17 protein-coding genes are annotated in these 21,660 nt (G+C 62.6%); 14 read left to right on the top strand and 3 right to left on the bottom strand.

Features of this window, described 5'->3' with window-relative positions; translation table 11 throughout:
- Nucleotides 1-87 precede the first annotated feature (87 nt).
- The 12 genes from HMPREF3176_RS05440 (at nucleotide 88) to HMPREF3176_RS05385 (ending at nucleotide 16,442) form a co-directional block, all read left to right on the top strand.
- Nucleotides 88-1,113, top strand: coding sequence for a 3-oxoacyl-ACP synthase III (locus HMPREF3176_RS05440; protein WP_070458868.1), 1,026 nt, complete (start codon nucleotides 88-90; stop codon nucleotides 1,111-1,113).
- Nucleotides 1,107-3,770 (top strand): alpha/beta fold hydrolase, encoded by a 2,664-nt coding sequence (locus HMPREF3176_RS05435; protein WP_070458716.1) that lies wholly within the window; start codon nucleotides 1,107-1,109, stop codon nucleotides 3,768-3,770. Before HMPREF3176_RS05440 ends, HMPREF3176_RS05435 begins: the two co-directional genes overlap by 7 nt.
- The gene (locus HMPREF3176_RS05430) at nucleotides 3,767-4,747 is read left to right on the top strand and encodes an NAD-dependent epimerase/dehydratase family protein (RefSeq protein WP_083286260.1); all 981 of its coding nucleotides are present in this window, start codon (nucleotides 3,767-3,769) and stop codon (nucleotides 4,745-4,747) included. Before HMPREF3176_RS05435 ends, HMPREF3176_RS05430 begins: the two co-directional genes overlap by 4 nt.
- Nucleotides 4,740-5,408, top strand: coding sequence for a vitamin K epoxide reductase family protein (locus tag HMPREF3176_RS05425; RefSeq protein ID WP_070458714.1), 669 nt, complete (start codon nucleotides 4,740-4,742; stop codon nucleotides 5,406-5,408). The genes HMPREF3176_RS05430 and HMPREF3176_RS05425 overlap by 8 nt, the downstream gene beginning before the upstream one ends.
- 148 nt (nucleotides 5,409-5,556) lie before the next feature.
- Nucleotides 5,557-6,339, top strand: a complete 783-nt coding sequence (locus HMPREF3176_RS05420) for a ComEA family DNA-binding protein (RefSeq protein WP_070458712.1) — start codon at nucleotides 5,557-5,559, stop codon at nucleotides 6,337-6,339.
- Nucleotides 6,320-8,701 carry a ComEC/Rec2 family competence protein gene (locus HMPREF3176_RS05415; RefSeq protein ID WP_168161950.1) on the top strand — a complete coding sequence of 794 codons (2,382 nt, stop codon included), beginning with the start codon at nucleotides 6,320-6,322 and terminating at the stop codon, nucleotides 8,699-8,701. Before HMPREF3176_RS05420 ends, HMPREF3176_RS05415 begins: the two co-directional genes overlap by 20 nt.
- A 118-nt stretch (nucleotides 8,702-8,819) precedes the next feature.
- Nucleotides 8,820-10,439, top strand: coding sequence for an ABC transporter substrate-binding protein (locus tag HMPREF3176_RS05410; protein ID WP_070458707.1), 1,620 nt, complete (start codon nucleotides 8,820-8,822; stop codon nucleotides 10,437-10,439).
- Nucleotides 10,436-11,392 carry an ABC transporter permease gene (locus tag HMPREF3176_RS05405; protein ID WP_070458706.1) on the top strand — a complete coding sequence of 319 codons (957 nt, stop codon included), beginning with the start codon at nucleotides 10,436-10,438 and terminating at the stop codon, nucleotides 11,390-11,392. Before HMPREF3176_RS05410 ends, HMPREF3176_RS05405 begins: the two co-directional genes overlap by 4 nt.
- Nucleotides 11,389-12,267 (top strand): ABC transporter permease, encoded by an 879-nt coding sequence (locus HMPREF3176_RS05400; protein ID WP_016664445.1) that lies wholly within the window; start codon nucleotides 11,389-11,391, stop codon nucleotides 12,265-12,267. Before HMPREF3176_RS05405 ends, HMPREF3176_RS05400 begins: the two co-directional genes overlap by 4 nt.
- 4 nt (nucleotides 12,268-12,271) lie before the next feature.
- Nucleotides 12,272-14,116: a gamma-glutamyltransferase family protein gene (locus HMPREF3176_RS05395; protein ID WP_070458704.1), complete on the top strand. Its 1,845-nt coding sequence runs from the start codon at nucleotides 12,272-12,274 to the stop codon at nucleotides 14,114-14,116.
- A gap of 9 nt (nucleotides 14,117-14,125) precedes the next feature.
- On the top strand, nucleotides 14,126-15,751 hold the full coding sequence (locus tag HMPREF3176_RS05390; protein ID WP_070458866.1) for a dipeptide ABC transporter ATP-binding protein: 1,626 nt from the start codon (nucleotides 14,126-14,128) through the stop codon (nucleotides 15,749-15,751).
- Entirely contained in the window at nucleotides 15,744-16,442 is a 699-nt protein-coding gene (locus HMPREF3176_RS05385; protein ID WP_040386529.1) for a GntR family transcriptional regulator, read from the top strand. Before HMPREF3176_RS05390 ends, HMPREF3176_RS05385 begins: the two co-directional genes overlap by 8 nt.
- A 19-nt stretch (nucleotides 16,443-16,461) precedes the next feature.
- Here the strand turns inward: HMPREF3176_RS05385 and HMPREF3176_RS05380 are convergent, their stop codons facing one another.
- Nucleotides 16,462-17,265 (bottom strand): sulfite exporter TauE/SafE family protein, encoded by an 804-nt coding sequence (locus HMPREF3176_RS05380; protein ID WP_051120649.1) that lies wholly within the window; start codon nucleotides 17,263-17,265, stop codon nucleotides 16,462-16,464.
- A 99-nt stretch (nucleotides 17,266-17,364) separates the two neighbouring features.
- Here HMPREF3176_RS05380 and holA point away from each other — a divergent pair, with 99 nt between their 5' ends.
- Nucleotides 17,365-18,354: a DNA polymerase III subunit delta gene (holA, locus tag HMPREF3176_RS05375; RefSeq protein ID WP_016664450.1), complete on the top strand. Its 990-nt coding sequence runs from the start codon at nucleotides 17,365-17,367 to the stop codon at nucleotides 18,352-18,354.
- 213 nt (nucleotides 18,355-18,567) lie between these two features.
- Here the strand turns inward: holA and rpsT are convergent, their stop codons facing one another.
- Entirely contained in the window at nucleotides 18,568-18,834 is a 267-nt protein-coding gene (rpsT, locus tag HMPREF3176_RS05370; protein WP_016664452.1) for a 30S ribosomal protein S20, read from the bottom strand.
- 253 nt (nucleotides 18,835-19,087) lie between these two features.
- Nucleotides 19,088-19,690 (bottom strand): type II toxin-antitoxin system PemK/MazF family toxin, encoded by a 603-nt coding sequence (locus HMPREF3176_RS05365; RefSeq protein ID WP_070458702.1) that lies wholly within the window; start codon nucleotides 19,688-19,690, stop codon nucleotides 19,088-19,090.
- 121 nt (nucleotides 19,691-19,811) lie between these two features.
- Here HMPREF3176_RS05365 and lepA point away from each other — a divergent pair, with 121 nt between their 5' ends.
- Entirely contained in the window at nucleotides 19,812-21,653 is a 1,842-nt protein-coding gene (lepA, locus tag HMPREF3176_RS05360; protein ID WP_034372992.1) for a translation elongation factor 4, read from the top strand.
- The last annotated feature ends 7 nt before the right edge of the window (nucleotides 21,654-21,660 follow it).

The following is a 21,660-nucleotide window of genomic DNA, read 5'->3' as shown; positions in this document are numbered from 1 at the left end:
TTTTCACCAAATCTCCAGTGCTTCGGTGGACAATAATGGGGCGCTTTGAGAGGCGCGAACCGAGACCGAAAGCGAATAGTAGTAGTGATCCCCAACACCGCGTTTGACCATAAAAACGCCGCCATTCTCTCCGTTTCCGCCGTGGAAGCTCAGGTTCCCGTCACATCCGATTCGATCGACGAGATGCTTTCACCGGCCCGCAAGCGACTTCGCTTGCCGAAGGGCACGCTTCAACGCGTGGCCGGTGTGTACGAGCGGCGATGGTGGAAAGACCCGGAAAACGGTTGGAAACAGGGTGCCGTGATTGCCGCTGAGCGTGCGATGGCGAGCGCGGGCATTACGCGCGAGGACGTCGGGGTCCTCATCAACGCTTCCGTTTCGCGTCAGCATCTCGAGCCGGCGATGAGTGCCCATATTCACGCGGCGCTCGGTATGCCCGCCTCGTGCATGAACTTTGACATCACGAACGCGTGCCTCGGCTTTGTGAATGCGATGACCCTCGCCGCCGGCCTTATTGATGCCGGTCAAATCGATTACGCGCTTATCGTGGGCGCGGAGGATGTCGAGGAAGTTCAGCGGCGCACCGTTGCGCGCTTGAACGACAAGAACTCGACGCGCCAGGATTTCAATAACCAGTTTGCGTCGCTCACGCTCGGTTCGGGCGCTGCTGCGGCCGTTGTGGGGCGCTTCGATAAACACCCGGATGGCCACCGGATCGTGCACACGCAAACGCGTGCGGGCACCGAGCACCACGAGCTCTGCATCGGCAACATGGACGATATGCGTACCGATACGGCCGGTCTCCTTGAAAACGGCCTCGAGCTCGTGACGCAAACGTGGCGCGCCGCCGAGGAAAGCGGTCGCAATTATTCGAATAAGCAGTGGTACATCACCCATCAGGTGTCGATGGTGTACACGCGTGCCTTCGCGAAGGCTATGGGAATCAACCCCGAGATCATTCCAGTGACCTTCCCCGAACTTGGCAACATTGCCGCGGAGGCCGTTCCGCTCACTCTTGCCCTCAACCAGGATCGCTTTGCGAAGGGCGATGAACTTTTGCTCCTCGGCGTCGGCTCGGGATTGAACACGGCGATGATGGAGGTCCAGTGGTGAGCGCGAAGACCTTCCAGGACGTGCAGGACGTTCCCGATCTTCCCGGGGTTGAGCCTGAACTGCACCACACGCTCAACGTGCGGGACTCGTTCGGCGATATGCGCCGCTGGCACTACCTCGATAACGACCGTCAGCTTGCCGAGCGAGGCATTGAGCCCCGGGGCACGCTTCTGTGCGTCCACGGCAACCCCACCTACTCCTTCCTTTATCGCAGCCTGTTCAACGAGGAGATGCTCGAAGCGGGTTGGCGTGTCGTTGCCGTTGACCAGCTCGAGATGGGCTACTCGGAACGCACGGGACGAGAGCGACGCTTGCAGGACCGCATTACCGATCTTTCGTTGTTCACGGATGCACTCGGCCTTTCCGGCAACGTCGTGACGGTGGGGCACGATTGGGGCGGCATTGTGTCGATCGGCTGGGCCCTCGACAACCGTCACGACGTGATCGGCATGGTGCTCACGAACACCGCTATTCATCAGGAACTTGGCGAGTCGCTCCCGGCTTCACTTCAACTCGCAACGGCCCCCGGTTTTCTGCCGTTCTCGACGTCGCGCACGGATGCGTTCCTTCGCACGACCGTGAATCTCTCTAAGCCGCCGCTGCCGCGCGAGGTGCGGGAGGGCTACTACGCGCCGTATCGGTCGAGAGCGCGCCGTCGGGGCATCGAAACGTTCGTCGCCGATATTCCGGCGAGCGCGGAGCACCCCTCGCGCGCGACCCTTGAGCGCCTTGCGGAGGGCCTCAAGGGCATGGACGTTCCCACCCTCATGGTGTGGGGGCCGCGCGATGCTGTCTTTTCGGACCGATACCTTCGCGATCTTCTTGAACGTGTCCCGCATGCCGATGTGCATCGTTTCGAAGGCGCATCGCATCTCGTGTGGGACGACGCGCCCGTCGCCCCGCTTGTGCGGCGCTGGCTCAAGGAACGGCTCATCAACGGTGCCGACCATCGCGAACGTTCGGTTTCGAGCTTTGCTGAACAGCCCGAGTACCGACGTCTCGGCTCGCTCATTACTGAGCGCGCAAACGATCCAGCAACGATGTATGAGCCCGCTGTCGTCGAGATGCTCGCCGAGGGGCCTCGCACGATTACGTGGAGCCTTCTTGAAAAGCGTGTGGCGCAGCTTGCGAGTGGAATGCGCGCGCATGGCATCAAGGCCGGTGATCGTGTGAGCGTTCTCGTGACGCCAGGCGCCGACCTCACGGCGGTGCTGTATGCATGCCTCCGGATCGGCGCGATTGCCGTCGTCGCTGATGCAGGCCTGGGGGTTAAGGGCCTCACGCGCGCAATCGTGGGTGCCCACATCGACTACGTCGTGGGGATCCCTACGGCTCTTGCGGGAGCCCGCGCACTCGGTTGGCCTGGTGAACGTATTTCCGTTCGGACACTGCCCACGATCGATCGCGCTGTGTTTGGTGTAAGCACGTCGATCGATGAGCTCATGCGCGAGGGCGAGCAGATTCACGCTCTTGGTGGCGGCGATGAATGGCCCGACATCGATCCCGATGCGGATGCGCTCGTACTGTTTACATCGGGGTCGACCGGCCCCGCGAAGGGGGCCGTGTACACGCATCGACAGGCGAGCGCGATGTTTGCGGCGGTGGGGGACACCCTTCAGCTGCGTCCTGAACGCGGGCTCGTTGCCGGATTCGCGCCGTTCGCACTGCTTGGCCCGGCCCTCGGTGCGCCGAGCATCGTGCCCGAGATGGACGTGACGCGCCCCGGCGAGCTCACCGCAAGCGCCCTCGCCGATGCCGTCGATGAGCTCGGTTCACCGGCAGTCTTCACTGCTCCGGCTGCGCTCCAGAACATTATCGACACGGCTGGCGCGCTCGATGAGCGCCAACGCGAGGCACTTTCGCGAGTACCGAGCTTCTTTAGCGCGGGGGCACCAATTCCCGCGCCGCTTCTTCGCGCGCTACGCGATGTGCTCCCGAACGCGCACTCGTATTCGCCCTACGGCATGACCGAGTGCCTCGCGGTCGCGGCGATCGACCTCGAGGGAATTGAAGCCGCTGGTGAGGGAAGCGGCGTGTGCGTGGGTGCGCCCGTCCCGCGTGTGGAGCTCGCAATCGCGCCGCTTCAGTCCGACGGCCGCGCAGCCTCCACGGTCACCACTGAGCCCGGTGTTGTCGGTGAAATTATGGTCCGTGCCGCGCACGTTCGCGACCGCTACCTCATGCTGTGGGATACGACGCGAGAGTCGATGCGCTGCGAGGGCTATCACGCGACGGGAGATGTCGGTCAGCTCGATGCCGAGGGCCGCCTGTGGGTTGAGGGGCGTCTTGCGCACGTGGTCACGACTGCGGCGGGCCCCGTGACTCCGGTGCAGATAGAGAAGGCCGCGGAAAGTCTCGACTTCGTGCGTCGCGCGGGTGTATGCGGGGTAGGCCCCGCGGGAACGCAGCAGGTCGTGGTGATCTACGAAGACCCGGCGACGTTCCGCCCGGGTAAGGGCCAAACGCCCAAGCCCGCGACTCCCGAGCGCCAGGCCGCGATTCGCGAAGCCGTTGAAGCGGCAACGGGTATTGCCGTGACGGCTGCTTTTGAAACGACGACGCTTCCGACCGACATCCGCCACAACTCGAAGATCGAGCGCGCAAGCCTTGGGGCGTGGGCCGCGCGCGAGCTGGCCGGTGAAAGGAGTGCGCTGTGAAAGTTCTTGTGACCGGTGCGAGCGGCATGCTCGGCGGCGAGGTCGCAAAGCGGCTTCGCGATGCGGGCCATGAGGTGAGTGCGTTCCAGCGCCGCCCCGCGGGGATTGAAGGCATCACCGACGTGTGCGGCTCGCTGACTGAGGCGGACCAGGTGCGCCGTGCCGTTGACGGCAACGACGCGGTCGTGCATCTCGCGGCGAAGGTTTCCATCTCGGGTCCGGAGGAGGAATACCGCGCCATCAACATCGAGGGCACTCGCAACGTGGTGAATGCGCTTCGCGCCCAGGGTGGCGGGAAGCTCGTGAACACGTCTTCGCCGTCGGTCGCCCACTTTGGCGAGGCTATCGTCGGGCTCGACGCGACCGCCCCTGAACCTACGCACGCCCGCGGGCCCTACGCCCGCACGAAGGCCGCCGCTGAACTCGTGGCGATGGAGGCAGACGGCACGGACGGCATGCTCGTCACGACTTTGCGACCGCATATAGTGTGGGGCCCCGGTGACACCCAGCTCGTGGAACGCATCGTCGAGCGTGGCCGCAAGGGGACGATGCCCCTTCTCGACCGCGGCATGGCGCTCATCGACACTACGTACATCGATAACGCCGCTGAGGCATTCGTCGCGGCACTCGATCGCATCGAGGACGTGCACGGAGAGAGCTTTGTGATTACGAATGGGGAGCCGCGCACGGTTCGCGACTTCGTGGTGGGGTTGTGCGATGCGGCCGGTGTCTCGCGCCCGCGAATCACGGTTCCCGGCCCGCTCGCACGCGTTGCGGGTCGCGTGATCGAGAAGGCGTGGGAGTTGCGGCCCGGCTACGATGAGCCGCCCATGACCGAGTTTCTCGCGGAGCAGCTGTCGACAGCGCATTGGTTTGATCAGCGACGTACGTGCGAGCGTTTGCAGTGGACGCCGCGCGTAAGTATGGACGAAGGCTTCGCGAAGCTCAAAGCGTATTACGATAAGGCTCGTGACTGAAGATTTAACGACTTCTCCTTACGGCGAGAAGGATATTGCGGCCATTGATGCTCAGATTCGCGCTGAACAAGACGCGAAGCCTCGAGCTTCTCAGCGCACCGTTGGGTTCGTGCTGCTCATCGGGTCTGTGCTCGGGATCGTCGCGTCATTCGCGCTTATGCAAGATAAGCTCGCGATTCTCGCGGACGCGAATGCGTCGCTGGCCTGCGATATCAACCCGTTCATCTCGTGCGGGACGTTTATCCAAACGTGGCAGGCCCAGACATTCGGTTTTCCGAACATGTACCTCGGGTTCATGGGATTCTCGATCATGGGTGTCGTCGGCGCTCTGCATCTTTCTCGGCTTGCGCTTCCGCGGTGGTTCCAGTGGGCGACGTTCGGAGGGCTCGCCTTTGCATTTGCCTTCGTTTTGTGGCTCTCGAGCAACGCCCTTTTTGCCATTCGCGCCCTGTGCCCGTGGTGCCTCCTGGTGTGGGCGGTCGTGCCACCCATGTTTTGGTCCTTCGTGACCTTCCTTGTGGAGGAGGGCATCATCGAGGTGCGCGGGCTCGTGCGCACCGTGCTGCGTTCGTGGATCGCGCTTTCTCTCGCGTGGTACGCCGTGGTGATTGTGGCGGCTTTCTTTGTGTTCCTCCCCGAATGGCAGGCGATGTTCTTCTAGGCACCGTGGCGCTCCAGGCTCCACAATCCCCGGTTGTCCCCAGTGGATGGCCGGGGCTTTTTCTTGGGCGGGGCTCGTTCCTAGCGTGGAGGCTATGAACAATACGACGGGGCGCGAGAGGCGACACCGCGCAGATACACAAACGAGTGTGAACACGCGCTCGTGGGATGACCTCGAGGAATGGTCACGCGAAGAGGCCGGCGTAGGTCGGGGCCCTCGATGGTCAGCGCTCAAGGACCCGCGCGTCATACTCGGGATCCTTACCGCGGGTGTGCTCGTGCTCGGTGGGGCACACATGGCTACGTCGATGACGCCGCGTGACGACACGGTCGCGGTCAACGCGCCAACTTCCGAGGGGACACAGGAGGCGACTACGGAGATAACCGAGGGGTCGGCGCCGGAAGGTACCTCACCCGCATCGGCTGTTCCGGCCCCCGACTCCTCGAACGCTCCCGCTGCCGGTAAGCAGACGGTGGTGGTCCACGTCGTGGGGGCAGTGAGGCAACCAAAGCTCGTCGAACTTCCGTCACACGCGCGCGTCGGCGATGCTCTCGAGGCTGCGGGCGGACCCACCGAAGACGCCGATCTGGGCCGCATCAACCTCGCGCGCGTCGTAAGCGACGGCGAACAGGTGTATGTGCCACGCGAAGGGGAAGAAATCCCGTCAGAAATCGCGGGGCCAGCGACCGGCGTCGAGTCTTCCCCCTCGGGCCCAGGAGCGGAGGCCAGCGGGGACGGCGCTCTCGTCAACATCAACACGGCTTCCGAAAGTGAGCTCGACGAGCTTCCCGGCGTGGGCCCCGCGATCGCCGCCAGAATCGTTGAGCATCGCACAACCAACGGCCCATTCTCGAATATCGAACAGCTCCAGGATGTCAAGGGGATTGGTCCTGCCATCTTCGAGGAGCTTCGTGAGCGCATCAGTATCTGAGGGCGTGAACGGGTGTGGTGTGAGGCCCGTGAGGGGGCTGAGCCTCATCCCACACGCCGCTGTGCTCTGGCCGGCAACCATTGCGAGCGTGTCTCTCGGACCTGTCGTGCTTCTCGCCGTCGTTATACCGGCGCTTCTCCTGGCCATAGTGCGAGAGAAACGCCTGCGGGCACATGCACTGCTTGCTGTTCTTCTCGGTGCGGCAATCGCAGGGCCAGTTGCACGCGTGCACAGCGAGAACCTGAGCCTCGAGGAAGCTCTTCGCGAAAGAAACGTTGTGACGGAGGTGCAGGTCGCCTTACGCGAGCAACCGTCAGAACCCTTAAAGGTGCGCGCGTGGGATACGACGGTTGCGCGTGCGTCGAGCCAGCCCGAACTTTCGAGGATCACGGTTGGTGCAGGAAACAAAGCGATTTCGAGGCAGATACGAATCGTGCTCACCTGGTCGAAACACACGCGCGGGGGCGATCCCTTCTCGCTTGAACGCGGAGACATACTGCGTGCGCGGGGATACGCCGAAAAGGATGGCTCCACGCTCTTTCTCGAGATTGCCGACTGGCAGCCGGAGCCGTCACGACCTGCTCAGGGTGAGGGGGCGATGGCCGCCGTAGGGCGTGTCCTTGACTCCTGGCGAGAAGAGCGAAAAGAGGGTGTACGGTTAGCCTCCTCGTTTTTGCCTGCCAATGAAGCAGCGCTCGTCGTGGGCATGACCCTTGGCGACGTGACGGGTCTTGCCAGAGAGGTGAAGGATGATATGGCGACCTCCGGGCTCACGCACCTCGTTGCTGCCTCGGGGGCAAACATTGCTCTCACCTATGCTTTTGTCACGCTGCCGCTGCTTGCCGTGGGCGTGCGCCGCAAAGCGCGGGTTCTGGCGGGGGCTGCGGGGATCGCCGTGTACGTGGCTGCAGTGGGCCCGGAGCCCAGCTTGCTGCGAGCCGCACTCATGGCCGTTCCACTCATGATTGGACGCTATGCGGGCTTTCGTACGCCGCCTCTCAACGCGCTTGCGCTCACCGTTCTCGCATGGTGCGTCGTTGATCCGGCGCTCGTGGGAGAGGTGGGCTTCGTGCTCAGCGTCGGTGCGACGGGCGCTATTCTCGCGCTCTCGGTTCCGCTTGCTGAGGTTATCCGGCAGGTCAGTCGCGAGAGAATTTCCCGCAATCTCGCGCTTGTGGTTTCCGTTCCGACGGTTGCCCAGGCCGCATGCACACCGGTCTTGCTCCTGCTTGCTCCCGAAACGTCAGTGTGGGCTGTGCCTGCGAACATTGCCGCGGAACTCGTCGTGGCGCCCGCAACCGTGAGCGGTTTTGTTGGCATTATTGTCGCGCATGTGTGGGCGCCGCTCGGCGTACCATTCTTCGCCCTTGCGGGGGCAGGTGCGCACGTTCTCGTGCTCATTGCACAGGTGAGTGCCGCACTTCCGGGAGCGCACATCGCGTTGCCCGCCGGCGCGGGAGGTGCACTGGCCACGGCAGGGGTGCTCATCGTCGTAGGGCTCACGCTTTGGTTGCGCACGCGCCGCGAGGTGCGCTGGGCGCTCGTATTCCTCGCAGTGATTGCCCTTTTCGGAGGAGTCTCCACGCTAATCCCCGGGGACGTCGAAGACTGGGATGTCGTGATGTGCGATGTTGGGCAGGGCGATGCAATGCTCGTGCGCGCCGGGGGAAAAACAGTACTCATCGATACGGGACCAGACCCGAACATGCTCGCCCGATGTTTGGACCGTGCGGGAGTCGGAGCGATCGACCTCCTCGTCGTGACCCACCCTCACGCTGATCACGACGGCGGAATACCCGCGTTGACGGGGAAGCGTACGCCGCAGCAGGCGTGGGTGTGCCCGCTGGATACCTCGACGAAAGCAAAGCTCCCTCGGACTGAGGTGGACACCGTGCTCGCGCCTCGTACGGAAACCGTTGGGTCGCTGTCCCTCGAAGTTCTGTGGCCGCGTTCAGCCGAGGAAGCGAGAGCCCTCGGGGCAGGCGAGGGCGGGGGTGAGGAGTCGGCGCTCAATGACTGTTCGATTTCGATGCTCGTGAAAACGCCCGCGTGGAGTGCTCTGACGCTAGGTGACCTAGAGCCTGATGCGCAAGCCGTGCTAGCGAAATCGGGCGTTGTCGAGGCAGTCGAGCTCGTCAAGGTCGCGCACCACGGCTCGCGCCGCCAAGAGCCGGCGCTCTACGATGCGGCGCACGCCTCGATTGCCGTCATTGGTGTAGGCGCGAACACGTTTGGGCATCCTCACCAGCGCACTTTGTCACTGCTAGCGGAGCGAGGAATGGCGGTTAGGCGCACGGATGATGACGGGATGGTGGTGATGAAACGCGCCGGGGATGGGTGGTTGGTGCGCACCTCGCGATAGCGATGTATACAAAAAGTCTCACGATGTGAACTCGCTAGACGAACCGTCTCACACCTCCTACTTTGTATACAACGATTTGGGGAAGTGCCCCGAATGCTTCTCGGAAGGGAGGTGCGGGATGAAACGCAGAACGATCCTCGGCGCGGGCATTGTTGCGCTCGCAGGCGTGGGGTGCGTGCCCCGCCAAGAACTGGATGATCCCCCCGAACGCCCCGACATCGTGGACAGTAATTCCACGGGTCAAAACCTGCACAATGGGGGCGATCTCGTCATGGCGCTCTCAGCGGAGCCCGACAAGCTCGACCCCACGACGTCGTCCTCGCTCTATACCCGTTACGTCATGCAAACGATGTGCGAGAAGCTCTACGACCTCAACCACAGAGGTGAGATCGTTCCGATGCTGGCCGCCGCTCTTCCCGAGATTAGCGACGATGGGCGTGAGGTCGTGATCCGCCTACGTGAGGATGCGGTCTTTGCAGACGGTGAGCCGTTTAACGCCGAAGCCGTTCGTATCACGCTTGATCGCCACTTCAATCACGAGCAGTCCTCCCGGCGTTCGGAGCTCGGCCCCATCACCGGCATCGAGGCATTCGAAGAGTTTGCCGTGCGGGTGACTTTCGAAAAATCATTTTCCCCGTTTACCGCTGCGCTTGCCGATCGCGCGGGCATGATGCTGTCCCCGAAAGCCCTCGAGGAACTCGGCGATGACTTTGCATCGCATCCGGTGGGGGTCGGGGCTTTCAAATTCGTTGAGCGCATTCCTCAAACTTCGATTACCGTCGAACGTGATCCGCTCTACTACGACGCGCGCAACGTGCGACTCGACAGCGTGACCTACCGGATCATGGCCGATGCCAACATCCGCGCCGCGAATATTCAAAGTGGCGATGTGCACGTTGCCGACAGCATCTCGCCGCAGGACATCGAAGCGGTCAAGGCCTCGCGTGATATCAACACTCTCCAGGTGCTCTCGCTTGGATACCAAGCCATCACCATCAACCTTGAGCCCAAGGACGACGCTGGTCACCCCCTCGATAAGGGCCCCATAGCGACAGATGAACGCGTGCGACTCGCGTTCACGAAGGCGATCGATCGCGAGGCCCTCGTGAACACGGTGTTCAACGGGTGGTTCGATGCAGCGTGCTCGCCGATCTCGCCCTCGAGTCCGTTCGCGACCGAGGAATCCACTCAATGTCCTGAGTACGATCCGGAGGAATCAAAGCGTTTGCTCGAGCAGGCGGGCGCCCCGGTGCCGTACCCGATCACCCTCAAGGTCTCGAATTCTCAAGATTCGCTCCGCTTCGCCCAGGCCCTGCAGGCCCAAGTAAAGGAAGCGGGGTTCGCCATAAGGGTTGTTCCTACGGAGTACACGGCAATGCTCTCGGCTCAGGATTCGGGTACGTACGAGGCGATTCAGCTCGGCTGGTCTGGCCGTGTGGATCCCCACGGCAACGCGTACAACTTCTGGACCACCGACGCGAACAACAACTACGCGGCCTTCAGCGATCGCACGCTCGACGATCTGCTCACGAAGGCTTCTGAAGTCACCGACCTTGACGAACGCTCCGCGCTGTACGGAGCGGCTGTGAAACGCATGCAGGAAACGAACCCCGTGATCTACCTGTACCGTCAGCGTTCGCTCACCGCCTACAGGGCGAATCTCGTGGGGGTCTCGACCTACGCGGACGGTGTCGTCAAGCTCTCCCACGCGGCTTTTATCGAAGGGAGGCAGCCATGACCCGCTTTATCTCCGTACGGTTCCTCGAGTCGCTGTGCACGCTCGTGCTGTCGTCGATCGTCATTTTCGTTGGCGTACGTGCGCTTCCGGGCGACCCCGCCGTCGCAATGGCGGGGGAGGAAGCCTCAAAGGAGCAAATCGAGGCAATTCGGGCAAGTCTTGGGCTCGACGATCCCCTCATCGTTCAATACGGCGCGTTCGTGAAGAACATGTTTACGCTGAATCTCGGGGAATCGACGCGAACGGGCCAGGATGTTGTGTCGATGCTCGTGACCGCCCTTCCCGTCACGGTCCTGCTTTCGCTGTATGCCATCATCGTCGCGATCGTGATCGGGCTGCTCTTCGGGATCTTTGCCGAGCGTCGCAGGGGTAAGCTCGATGAGCTCGGGGCGAATATCGCCGTTCTTTTCGGGCTCTCCGTGCCGAATTTTTGGCTTGGCCTCCTCGCGATTCTCGTGCTTGCCGTCTCGCTCGGGTGGTTCCCCGCCTCGGGGTACGTGTCCATTACGGAGGACCCACTGAGGTGCCTGTACTACCTCACGCTTCCTGCCTTCGTGCTGGGATCGGGGCTCGCAGCGGTCATTGCGCGCCAAACTCGTGCGAGTCTCATCGACACGATGGCGACGGACTACGTGCGCACGGCCCGGGCGACGGGCATCGCGCCCTCGCGCATCTTGTTTCGATACGGCCTTCGCAATTCGCTCATCGTGCTCGTCACGATCGTCGGTCTCCAGCTGGGCGGTCTGATTTCCGGTGCCGTTGTGACCGAGCGTATTTTCGCGCTCCCGGGAATCGGGCGCATCACGCTCGATGCGGTGTTTTCGCGTGACTATCCCGTGATCCAGGCCGTTGTGCTGCTCGTGACGGTTGCCTACATCGTCATTAATTTCCTCGTGGACGTCCTCTACTCCGTTGTCAATCCGCGAATCAGAACGGGAGGTGCCGCATCGTGACTGCTACCGCGATCTCACACTCATCCGATACTTACGCCCCTACGAAAGGCGTGGGCAAGCGTCTCCTCGCTTCTCCCGCGGGCCTCGTCGGTTCCGTGCTCGTGGCGTTCGTGATTCTCGCAGCGCTACTTGCGCCAGTGATCTCTCCGTACCACTACGCCGACACGAATTTCACCTACCCCTTCCAGGTGCCGTTCACGGAGGGCTTTTGGCTCGGAACCGACGACCTTGGGCGTGACGTACTCTCTCGCTTGCTGTACGGCACCCGAGCTTCACTTCTCGTCGGCCTGCTCGCCGTTGCTCTCGCAGTTGTCGTGGGGACGCCGCTCGGCTTGCTCGCGGGATATTGGCGCAAGGCGGATATGGTCATCTCTCGCTTTGTTGACGTGACTCTTGCATTTCCGTTTCTTGTGCTCGCCGTGGGTCTCGCCGCGATCTCGGGTGCGAGCCTCACCAATGCGGCGATTGCATTGGGCGTTGGCAATATTCCGTCGATGGTGCGCGTCGTGCGCGGCGAAACGATGCGGTTGAAGGGAGAGGCCTTCGTCTCGGCGGCGATTGCTGCCGATGCTTCCCTCGTGAGGATCCTCGGGATGCACATTCTGCCGAATACGCTCAGCGCGATCATTGTGCAGGTCACGGTGATCCTTCCCGCTGCCGTCATCGGCGAGTCGATGCTGTCGTTCCTTGGCCTCGGTATCCAACCGCCAGCGCCGAGCCTCGGCATCATGCTTTCCGATGCGCAGCAGTGCATCTACCGCTCACCTACCGTCGCGATTGCGGCTGGCTTGACCATCGTGCTCATTTGCTTCGCATTCAACCTTTTTGGTGATGCGTTGCGCGATGCACTCGATCCCAACTCGTCGAAGGAATGACCCCATGACGACGTCGTTCACACCCGCCCCGGCTCCGCTCGCCCGTCTCGATCTCAAGGGCACGTTTGGAATGAGCGCATCGACGCACTGGCTTGCGACCGCGAGCGCGCAATCGGTCCTGGAAAAGGGCGGTAACGCGTTCGATGCGGCGGCGGCTGCGGCATTCGTGCTGCACATCGTCGAGCCCCACTTAAACGGTCCCGGTGGTGACATGACGGGGGTATTCGTGACTGCCGAGGACCCGCGCCATCCGCGTGTACTCATGGGGCAAGGCGCTGCTCCCGCCGGTGCGAGTGTCGAAACATATCGGGCGCTCGGGCTCGAGCGTGTGCCCGGTTCGGGTGCGCTTGCGGCCGCGATTCCTTGCGCCGTGGACGCCTGGCTCCTTCTGCTTCAAGAGTACGGAACGCTCACCTTGGGGGAGGTTCTCTCGTACGCGATTGGGTACGCGCGCGAGGGCCATCCTTTGCTCGAACGCGCGGCAGGCGTCATTGAGTCCATGCGCGAGTTTTTTGTGGAGCACTGGCCGACGTCTGCCGATCTCTGGCTGCGCGACGGTATCGCGCCGAAAGCCGGCGACATCGTGAAGAATCCTGCTTACGCGACTGTGCTCGAGGATCTTGTCGATGTAGCCGCGGCGCACGAGGACCGTGCCAGTGGGGTTCGTGCAGCGCGTGAGCGTTGGCGCACGGGCCCCGTTGCCAAAGTGATGGCCGCTTTTGTGCAGGAGCCGCACCGGCATTCCGACGGCGGTGATTACGCGGGGGTGCTGACAGAGGATGACCTCGCGTGCCCGGGTGCGCGCGTGGAGAGTCCGACGGTTGCGTCATTTAGGGGCTTCGACCTCTATAAGACGGGCCCGTGGGGCCAGGGGCCCGTGCTGCTTCTTGCGCTCGGTATTCTCGAGGGCTTTGAGGATGAAGATCTCGATCCGTCGACGGCTCGCGGTATCCACACGATCGCGGAGGCCCTCAAGCTCGCGCTTGCCGATCGCGATGCGTTTTTCGGCGACGACAATAGTGTGCCGCTCGAGGAACTGTTGAGCGAGGAGTACCTCGCCTCTCGCCGCGCGCTGATAGGCGAGAAAGCGTCGGAGGAGCTTCGCCCCGGTCGCCCCGGTGGGCGCGTCCCAACGCTCGTGTGTGCTGAAACTCGTGAGGCATACGATGCGCGCGGCGGCGCGCGCGGTGACGCTGCAGGTGAGCCGACCGTGCGCGTGAACACGGGGGAGGAAGAAACGTATCCTGAAACGGGCGAATTGCGCGGCGACACCGTTCACATCGATGTCGTGGATCGGTTCGGCAATATGGTGAGCGCGACACCTTCGGGTGGGTGGCTCCAGTCCTCACCGACGATTCCCGAACTGGGTTTTTGCCTTGGCACTCGGCTCCAGATGACGTGGCTGGACGAAAGGTCACCGTCGGCCCTCGCCCCCGGGAAACGACCCCGCACGACGCTGAGCCCCACTCTCGTGCTGAAAGACGGTGAGCCTATCCTCGCGACTGGAACGCCGGGAGGGGATCAGCAGGATCAGTGGCAGCTTCTCTTCCTTCTGCGGGTGCTCGTGGGCGGGTACAGCCCGCAAGAGGCGATCGAATCGCCCATGATGCACACGACCTCGATGCTCGAGAGCTTTTGGCCGCGCACGTGGGAACCCGGTCAGCTCGTGGTCGAGGATTCGCTGGGCGATGCGGTCATTGGCGAACTTGAGGCCCGCGGTCACCGAGTCGTGCGGGCAGGGACGTGGTCACTCGGGCGTTTGAGCGCCGTGACGCGCGACCCGGTGACAGGAATGCTCGGTGCCGCGGCGAATAATCGGGGCCAGCAAGGATATGCGGCAGGAAGGTGAGGCTCCATGATGCACACAGATGAATTCGTGCTTGAGGTACGCGACCTTGACGTCACGTACGGGAGCGCGGCCGGCCCCACTGTCCGCGGAGTGTCTTTCACGCTTAGACCGGGGGAGAAGCTCGCGCTCGTAGGTGGGTCCGGTTCTGGCAAGTCCACGACGATCGCCTCCGTCCTCGGCCTACTGCCGGGCGAAGGTCGCATCACGGGTGGCTCGATCACCTATCGCGGAACAGAGCTCGTGAACGCGTCGCCCGCACGATGGCGAGACGTCCGCGGCAAGCGGATCGCGCTCGTGCCTCAGGACCCGATGTCGAACCTCAACCCGACGATGCGGGTTGGCGATCACATTGCCGATGCGCTTCGCGCTTACGGGATGAAGGACAAGAAGGCGATCGAGCGCGAGGTCGTGCAGCTCATGGCGGAATCGGGCATTCCGGATCCGAAGCGGCGTGCGAAGCAGTATCCGCACGAGTTTTCCGGGGGCATGCGCCAGAGGATTCTCATCGCGATTGCACTCGCGGGTGACCCTGACCTCGTGATCGCGGATGAGCCGACGAGTGCACTCGACGTCACCGTTCAAAAGCACATTCTTGACCACCTCGAATCCCTCGTGGAAGAACGCGGGATGTCGCTGCTTTTTGTGACGCACGATCTTGGCGTTGCGGCCGATCGAACCGATACCGTTCTCGTGATGAGCAAGGGCGAGATCGTTGAAAGAGGGGCGCCGGGGCAGGTCCTTGCGAATCCCCGGCACCCATACACGCGGGAGCTCGTTGACGCATCCCCCACGCTCGAAGGAACGAAGAAGAGTGCTTCCGCATGCGAGGGGGGAGAAGGCGCGTCGAGCGAAAACGTCCTCGAAGTTGAGAAGGTGACGAAAGTCTTTCGCTTGCGCGGCGCGCGCAAGGGCGAGGTTCGTGCAGTGGACGACGTCAGTTTCACGGTGCGACGTGGATCGACCCTCGCGATCATTGGCGAATCGGGGTCGGGAAAATCGACCCTGGCCTCGATTATCCTCGGTTTGCAGGAAGCGACGAGCGGGGAAGTGAAGCTCGACGGGCGCTCAGTCGTCAACGCGAACGCACAGCAGCGCAAGGAACTTCGCCGCTTCACGCAGCCCGTGTTCCAGGACCCGTACTCGTCGCTCAACCCGATGTGGACGGTCGAACGGATCGTGCGCGAGCCTCTCGACACATTCGGAGTCGGGCACAAAAGCGAGCGCCGTGCGCGTGTTCTCGAGGTGCTCGATCACGTTGCACTACCGTCGAGTGCCGCTCGTGTGCTTCCCGGGCAGCTCTCGGGCGGTCAGCGCCAACGCGTTGCAATCGCCCGGGCGCTCGCGGCGCATCCTCAACTCCTCGTGTGTGATGAGGCCGTCTCAGCCCTCGACGTTCTCGTCCAAGACCAAATCCTCGCTCTCCTCGGTGACCTTCAAAAAGACCTTGGTGTCAGTTGCGTGTTCATCACGCACGACCTTGCGGTGGTGGCAAATCTCGCGGACGACGTTGTGGTGATGAAGGCCGGAAAGGTCGTGGAAAAGGGCTCGGTGTACGATGTCGTGCGAAACCCTCAACACGAGTACACGCGAGGGTTGCTCGATGCCGTCCCCGGAAGGGAGTTCATGCGTGTCTGACGCCGCGGCTAAGACCGTGACCGCCACCCTGCGCAAGCGAATTATCGCTGCCCAGTACGCGGCCGGCACTCCGCTTCGTGAAGTTGCCTTGGCGAAGGAGTTTGAGCTGTCGCGCGTCCCCGTGCGTGAGGCATTGCGCATCCTCACGGCGGAGGGCTTCGTTGATACGCGGGCAAACGTCGGATCCCGCGTGGCCCACCCGCCCTTTGACGATGCGCGCGAGCTGTTTGACCTCCGCATCACCCTCGAAACCTCACTCGTGCGGGACGCAGCCGCGCGATTTGCCGAGTTCTCCGCTCCCGGGGCTGCCCACGTCGAGCGTTCGCGCCGTCTGTGCATGGAAATTGAGGAAGCCCTCGCGCAAGGCGACGAGGCGTTTGCGAATCGAGACGGTGCTGGAATCGCGGAGGCGAATCTCCGCGTGCACCAGGGACTTGCGGATCTAGCCATGCGTCCCGTGCTGAGCCACATTCTCCAGCAGATCGGCGGGCGCGTGGAGTGGCTTCATAGCGCGCATCGTGGCTTCACGGTTACGCGCGACACGTCTGCCTGGGATCAGCACAAAGTGATTTACGACCTCGTGCGCGCGGGGGATGCGCACAGCGCGCACGAGCGGATGCGTGCCCACCTGGAGGCATCGCGCGACGCCTTCGTCGCGAGCCTCTCGAGTTTGGCCGACGAGGATCGGTAACGAGCGCCCTCACGTTTTTCTATACGAACTGTCGCACGAGTGCGACGAGTGCGACGACGACGATGGTCGCGCGCAATACCGAGTTCGGTAGCCGCTTCGCAACGTGCGAGCCAACATAGCCACCGATCATCCCGCCCGCGGCGAGAATGACGACGCCAACCCACCACACGTGCGCGTCGAAAAACACAAACGCCACGAGGTAGACAATTGCGGCCGTCGCATTGACGTAGAGCTGCATGAGGTTCTTGACCGGGTTGACGTCTTTCATGCTGCGGGACGTGGCGATGCCGAGGATCCCCATGTAGAGAACGCCCTGTGCAGCGGTGAAATATCCGCCATAGACGGCGGCCGCCCCCATGGGCGCGACGAGCCACGGACTTTCGTATGCCTCGCCGACGGGGCCCGTTTGCGTGCCAGGATCGGCCTCGCGCCGTTTATTGAGCCACGCCGTCAGGTAGGGCTGACCGATGACGAGGGCGAGCGCAACGATGATGAGAATGGGCACGACGATGTCGAGAGCGCTCGAGGGGGAGAGGAGGAGCAGTATCGAGCCGGCGCTCGCGCACACGATCGTGGTGAGAGAAAGGGGAGCGAGGTGGCGCTTCTCTGCCGCGATTTCTTTGCGGAAGCCAAGGACGGAGGCGATTGTCGCGAAGGACATTCCGATCGTGTTGGTGCGCACAGCCACGCCGGGCGGGACGCCGAGTGCGAGGAGCACGGGGAGGGTGAGGAGAGAACCGGATCCGACGGCTGCATTGACGATGCCCGCGAGTATGCCCATGACGAACAGCAGCAGCGCGCTCAAACCCAACACGGGTTCCACCTCCAGTTTGTTGTATACATTTAGATGTCATGAGCCACCGTAGCCGCTGACCTCGCGTCAAGCGCAAAGCGTTCGCGATGTGGTCGATAGACTTTCTCCATGGCCGAAGTCCAGTGGCACAGTATCGAACCCGCGCCCGTTGTGCTTATCGCGGGCAAGGAAGCGCTCCTCGCCCAGCGCGCGCTCGAACGCATCGTCCGGCTCAGTCGCGAACGCCACGCCGATCTTGAGATCCACCGTTTCACCTCAACCGAAATTACCAAGAGCGACGTCCTTCAATACACGGCCCCCTCGCTTTTCGGCGAGCCACGCCTCGTCATCATCGATGAGGTGACACGCGGCGCGGAGCCTCTCATCAACGCTCTTATGGAATACGTGCAGAGTCCCGAGCAGGACGTCACGCTCGTGCTCATCAATCGCGGTGATCAGCGCGCCAAGAAGCTCCTCGACGCCGTGAAGAAATCGGGCGCTCCATGGGTGAACGCGGCAGAGATCAAAACCGCGAAAGCAAAGATGACCTTCGCGATGAGCGAGTTTTCACGCGCGCGGCGCCGCGTCAACTCCGATGCGGTTAAAGCTCTCGTCGATGCCTTCGGGGCAGACCTCATGGAACTAGCGGCCGTGAGCACCCAACTCATGCGCGACACCGAGCCCGAGCCGGGTCAGCAGGCTGGCCCCATCACGCTCAGGCACGTCGAGGCTCTTACGGCAGGCCGCGCGGAGACAACGGGATTTGCGATCGCCGACGCCTGCCTCGCCGGCAAAGAACGCGAAGCGCTCGTGCTGCTTCGCCAAGCCGAACTCTCGGGGCTGTCTCCCGTCGCCATCGTCGCGACGATTGTGCGCAAGGCCAGGCAGGTGGCGCAGGCAGCGATTCCCGGTGCGACGGCAAAGAGCACAGGCATGCAGGACTGGATGTTCCGCAACAACGCTCAGCTCGCCCGCCACTACTCGGAGCGCGCGCTCGCCTCGGTGTTCGAATCCCTCGCCGCAGCGGATGCCGCGGTTAAGGGTAATGATCGTGACCCAATGTGGGCGCTTCAACGCCTTATCGTAGAGATTTCGCGCGCGAGGAGGGGGCGGGCATGAATCGTTTCGACTGGCGAACCGCTCTGTGGGTGATTGGTGGTGCGCTTCTCACGCTTCTTCTCGTGCTGACATTCGCGAAGGACCTCATCGCGCAGGTGCGGGTCATCTTCGGCTAGGTAGGTCGGCGCACGGGTCGATCCACTGCCGAAGAGGCAACCAAAAAGGCCCCGCCGAAGCGGGGCCTTCCGTCACGCTAAAACGCGAGAATTATGCTCACTTCTCGAGCGTCGCTACAAGCTTTGCGAGACCCGACTTGCGGTTTGCAGCCTGGTTCTTGTGGATGACGCCCTTCGACACAGCCTTGTCGAGCTTGCGCGAAGCCTCACGAAGAGCCTTGGTCGATGCTTCCGCATCGCCGGCAGCGACCGCGGTGCGAACCTTACGCACGTAGGTCTTGAGCTCGCTGCGGTACGCCTTGTTGCGTGCCTGAGCCTTCGCGTTGGTCTTGTTGCGCTTAATCTGGGACTTGATGTTTGCCACGAGGTGCCTTTTCTAGATGTTGAGGTGAAACGCCGCTCATGAGAGGTGCTCGCGCTCGACGGGGACGGGCGGTGGGGTGTCGCCTGGAGACGTCAAACGTTCGCATCACGAACGGAAAAACTCACGCCGGCGCATGCAGCACTCTGCCCCAGAGACACGAAAGGGACGAAAGTGCGCCGCACACAGCGCAGTATGTTCACACATACAGCCGTCAACTTTACCAGCGCTAAGCGTGAAAGCCCAGAGTTAAAACTCACCAGCCATGCGCGTCACGTGTGGCATTAGCCACCCGCTCAAAGCGTGCTTTGTCCAGTTTGCCGCCCTCTCGTCGCACCTTCGCCGCTTCGAGTCTAATGAGCCGATCGACCCGCACCTCGGAGGGGCGATGCCGCGAATCCCACGACCCGGTGCCGATATCGACCCAACGATTGCCGTGCTCATCGGTGTGATCGCCTTTGCCGCGATCGCGCGAGGTGAGCATGAGCGCCACGATTACGCCGCCGCCTTCGTCGGCGATCACGAGAACGGGGCGGTCTTTACCTTGTGAGCGGTCCTCCTCGAACGGGACCCACGCCCACACGATTTCGCCCGGATCCGGATTGCCATCAGCGGCGGGGGCGTACGTGATGTTCAGGGGAGCGTTGCCCGCACGGTCGGGGAGAGCGGTTCGGGTGTCGCTTGAGCGAGCATCGGCGCGCGAATCTGGCCCGACGCTTGCCCGGCCACCGTCGGAACCCTTCATTTTTCCTTCGAGCGAGCGCACTCCCTCCCGCGCAAGGCGACGGGCGGCGCGTTGCACCTGACGGTTGCGGGCAAGGGAGCCCGCGATGGACCGGAGGGAGGAGAAAAGGCTCATGATGTGACCGTATCAACCCTTGCGTGGGCCCGCGTGAACGAGCCAAAACTGTCCGTGCATGGGACAATGGAATCATCTATGCCCGTCGAAAGGATTCCCGTTGACTAGCGCCCCCGCGAACATGCGCGAGATTGAGCCAGCCGCGACCTCTATGGAGAGGATCCGTAACTTCTGCATCATTGCGCATATCGATCACGGAAAATCGACCCTCGCTGACAGGATGCTCCAGCTCACCGGGGTCGTCGACGAACGTGCGATGCGGGCCCAATACCTCGACCGCATGGATATTGAACGCGAGCGCGGTATTACCGTGAAAAGTCAGGCCGTGCGCATGCCGTGGGTTGTGGACGGCGAAGCCTATGCGCTCAACATGATTGATACGCCGGGCCACGTGGACTTTACCTACGAAGTTTCTCGCTCGCTCGCGGCCTGTGAGGGCGCGATTCTGCTCGTCGACGCCGCTCAGGGGATTGAAGCGCAGACCCTCGCGAACCTCTATCTCGCGATGGATAACGACCTCGAGATCATCCCCGTCCTCAACAAGATCGACCTTCCTGCCGCCGATCCCGAAAAGTACGCGGCGGAAATCGCTCAGCTCGTGGGTTGCGATCCCTCGGATGTTCTCAAGGTTTCGGGCAAGACGGGCGAAGGCGTCGAGGCATTGCTCGACCATGTCGTGCGCACCGTCCCGCAGCCGCAAGGCGAGATCAACGCCCCCTCGCGCGCGATGATTTTTGACTCCGTGTACGACACGTACCGCGGGGTCGTGACGTACGTGCGCGTTGTGGATGGCACACTCGACCCGCGCGAAAAGATCCAGATGATGTCGACGGGCGCGACTCACGAGCTTCTCGAGATCGGCGTGATCTCTCCCGAACCGAAGCCCACCAAGGGCCTCGGGCCCGGCGAAGTCGGGTACCTCATCACGGGTGTGAAGGACGTGCGCCAGTCGAAGGTCGGCGACACGGTAACCGCGGCGCTCCGAGGTGCCGAAGAAGCCCTTCCCGGATATTCAGAACCGAAACCTATGGTGTTCTCGGGTCTCTTCCCGATCGACGGTTCAGACTATCCGGCGCTGCGCGACGCGCTTGACAAGCTCAAACTCAACGACGCCGCGCTCAACTACGAGCCTGAAACCTCAACCGCGCTGGGCTTTGGCTTTCGCGTGGGCTTCCTTGGCCTTCTCCACCTCGAGATCGTGCGCGAGAGGCTCGAGCGCGAGTTCAACTTGGACCTGATTTCCACGGCCCCGAGCGTGATTTACCACGTGACGATGGAGGACGGCACCGAAGTCCAGGTGCTCAACCCTTCCGACTTCCCCGAGGGCAAGGTCCACGAGATCCGCGAGCCCGTTGCGAAATCCACGATCCTCGTGCCCAAGGAATTCGTGGGCACCGTCATGGAACTGTGCCAGTCCAAGCGCGGCACGATGAAGGGCATGGACTACCTGAGCGAAGACCGCGTTGAGCTCCGCTACATTCTTCCCCTCGCCGAGATCGTGTTCGACTTCTTTGATCAGCTCAAGAGCCGTACGAAGGGCTACGCCTCGCTCGACTACGACGTTCAGGGCGAGGAAGCGGCCGACCTGGTCAAGGTTGACATGCTTCTCCAGGGCGAAACCGTGGACGCGTTCAGTGCGATCGTGCACCGCGACAAGGCCTACCACTACGGCGTGGAAATGGCTGGCAAGCTCAAGAACCTCATTCCGCGCCAGCAGTTCGAGGTGCCGATCCAGGCGGCGATCGGCTCGCGCATCATTGCGCGCGAAAACATTCGCGCGATCCGCAAGGACGTGCTTTCCAAGTGCTACGGGGGCGACATCTCCCGTAAGCGCAAGCTTCTCGAGAAGCAGAAAGAAGGTAAGAAGCGCATGAAGTCGATCGGCTCGGTCGACGTGCCGCAAGAGGCCTTCATCGCGGCGCTGCGCTCGGACGGCGGATCGTCGGACGGCAAAAACAAGTAAGGGGACG

Origin of the sequence: Dermabacter sp. HMSC08H10 (assembly GCF_001807585.1) — a bacterium.
GTDB lineage: Bacteria > Actinomycetota > Actinomycetes > Actinomycetales > Dermabacteraceae > Dermabacter > Dermabacter hominis.
This window is presented reverse-complemented; position numbering and strand designations above follow the sequence as displayed.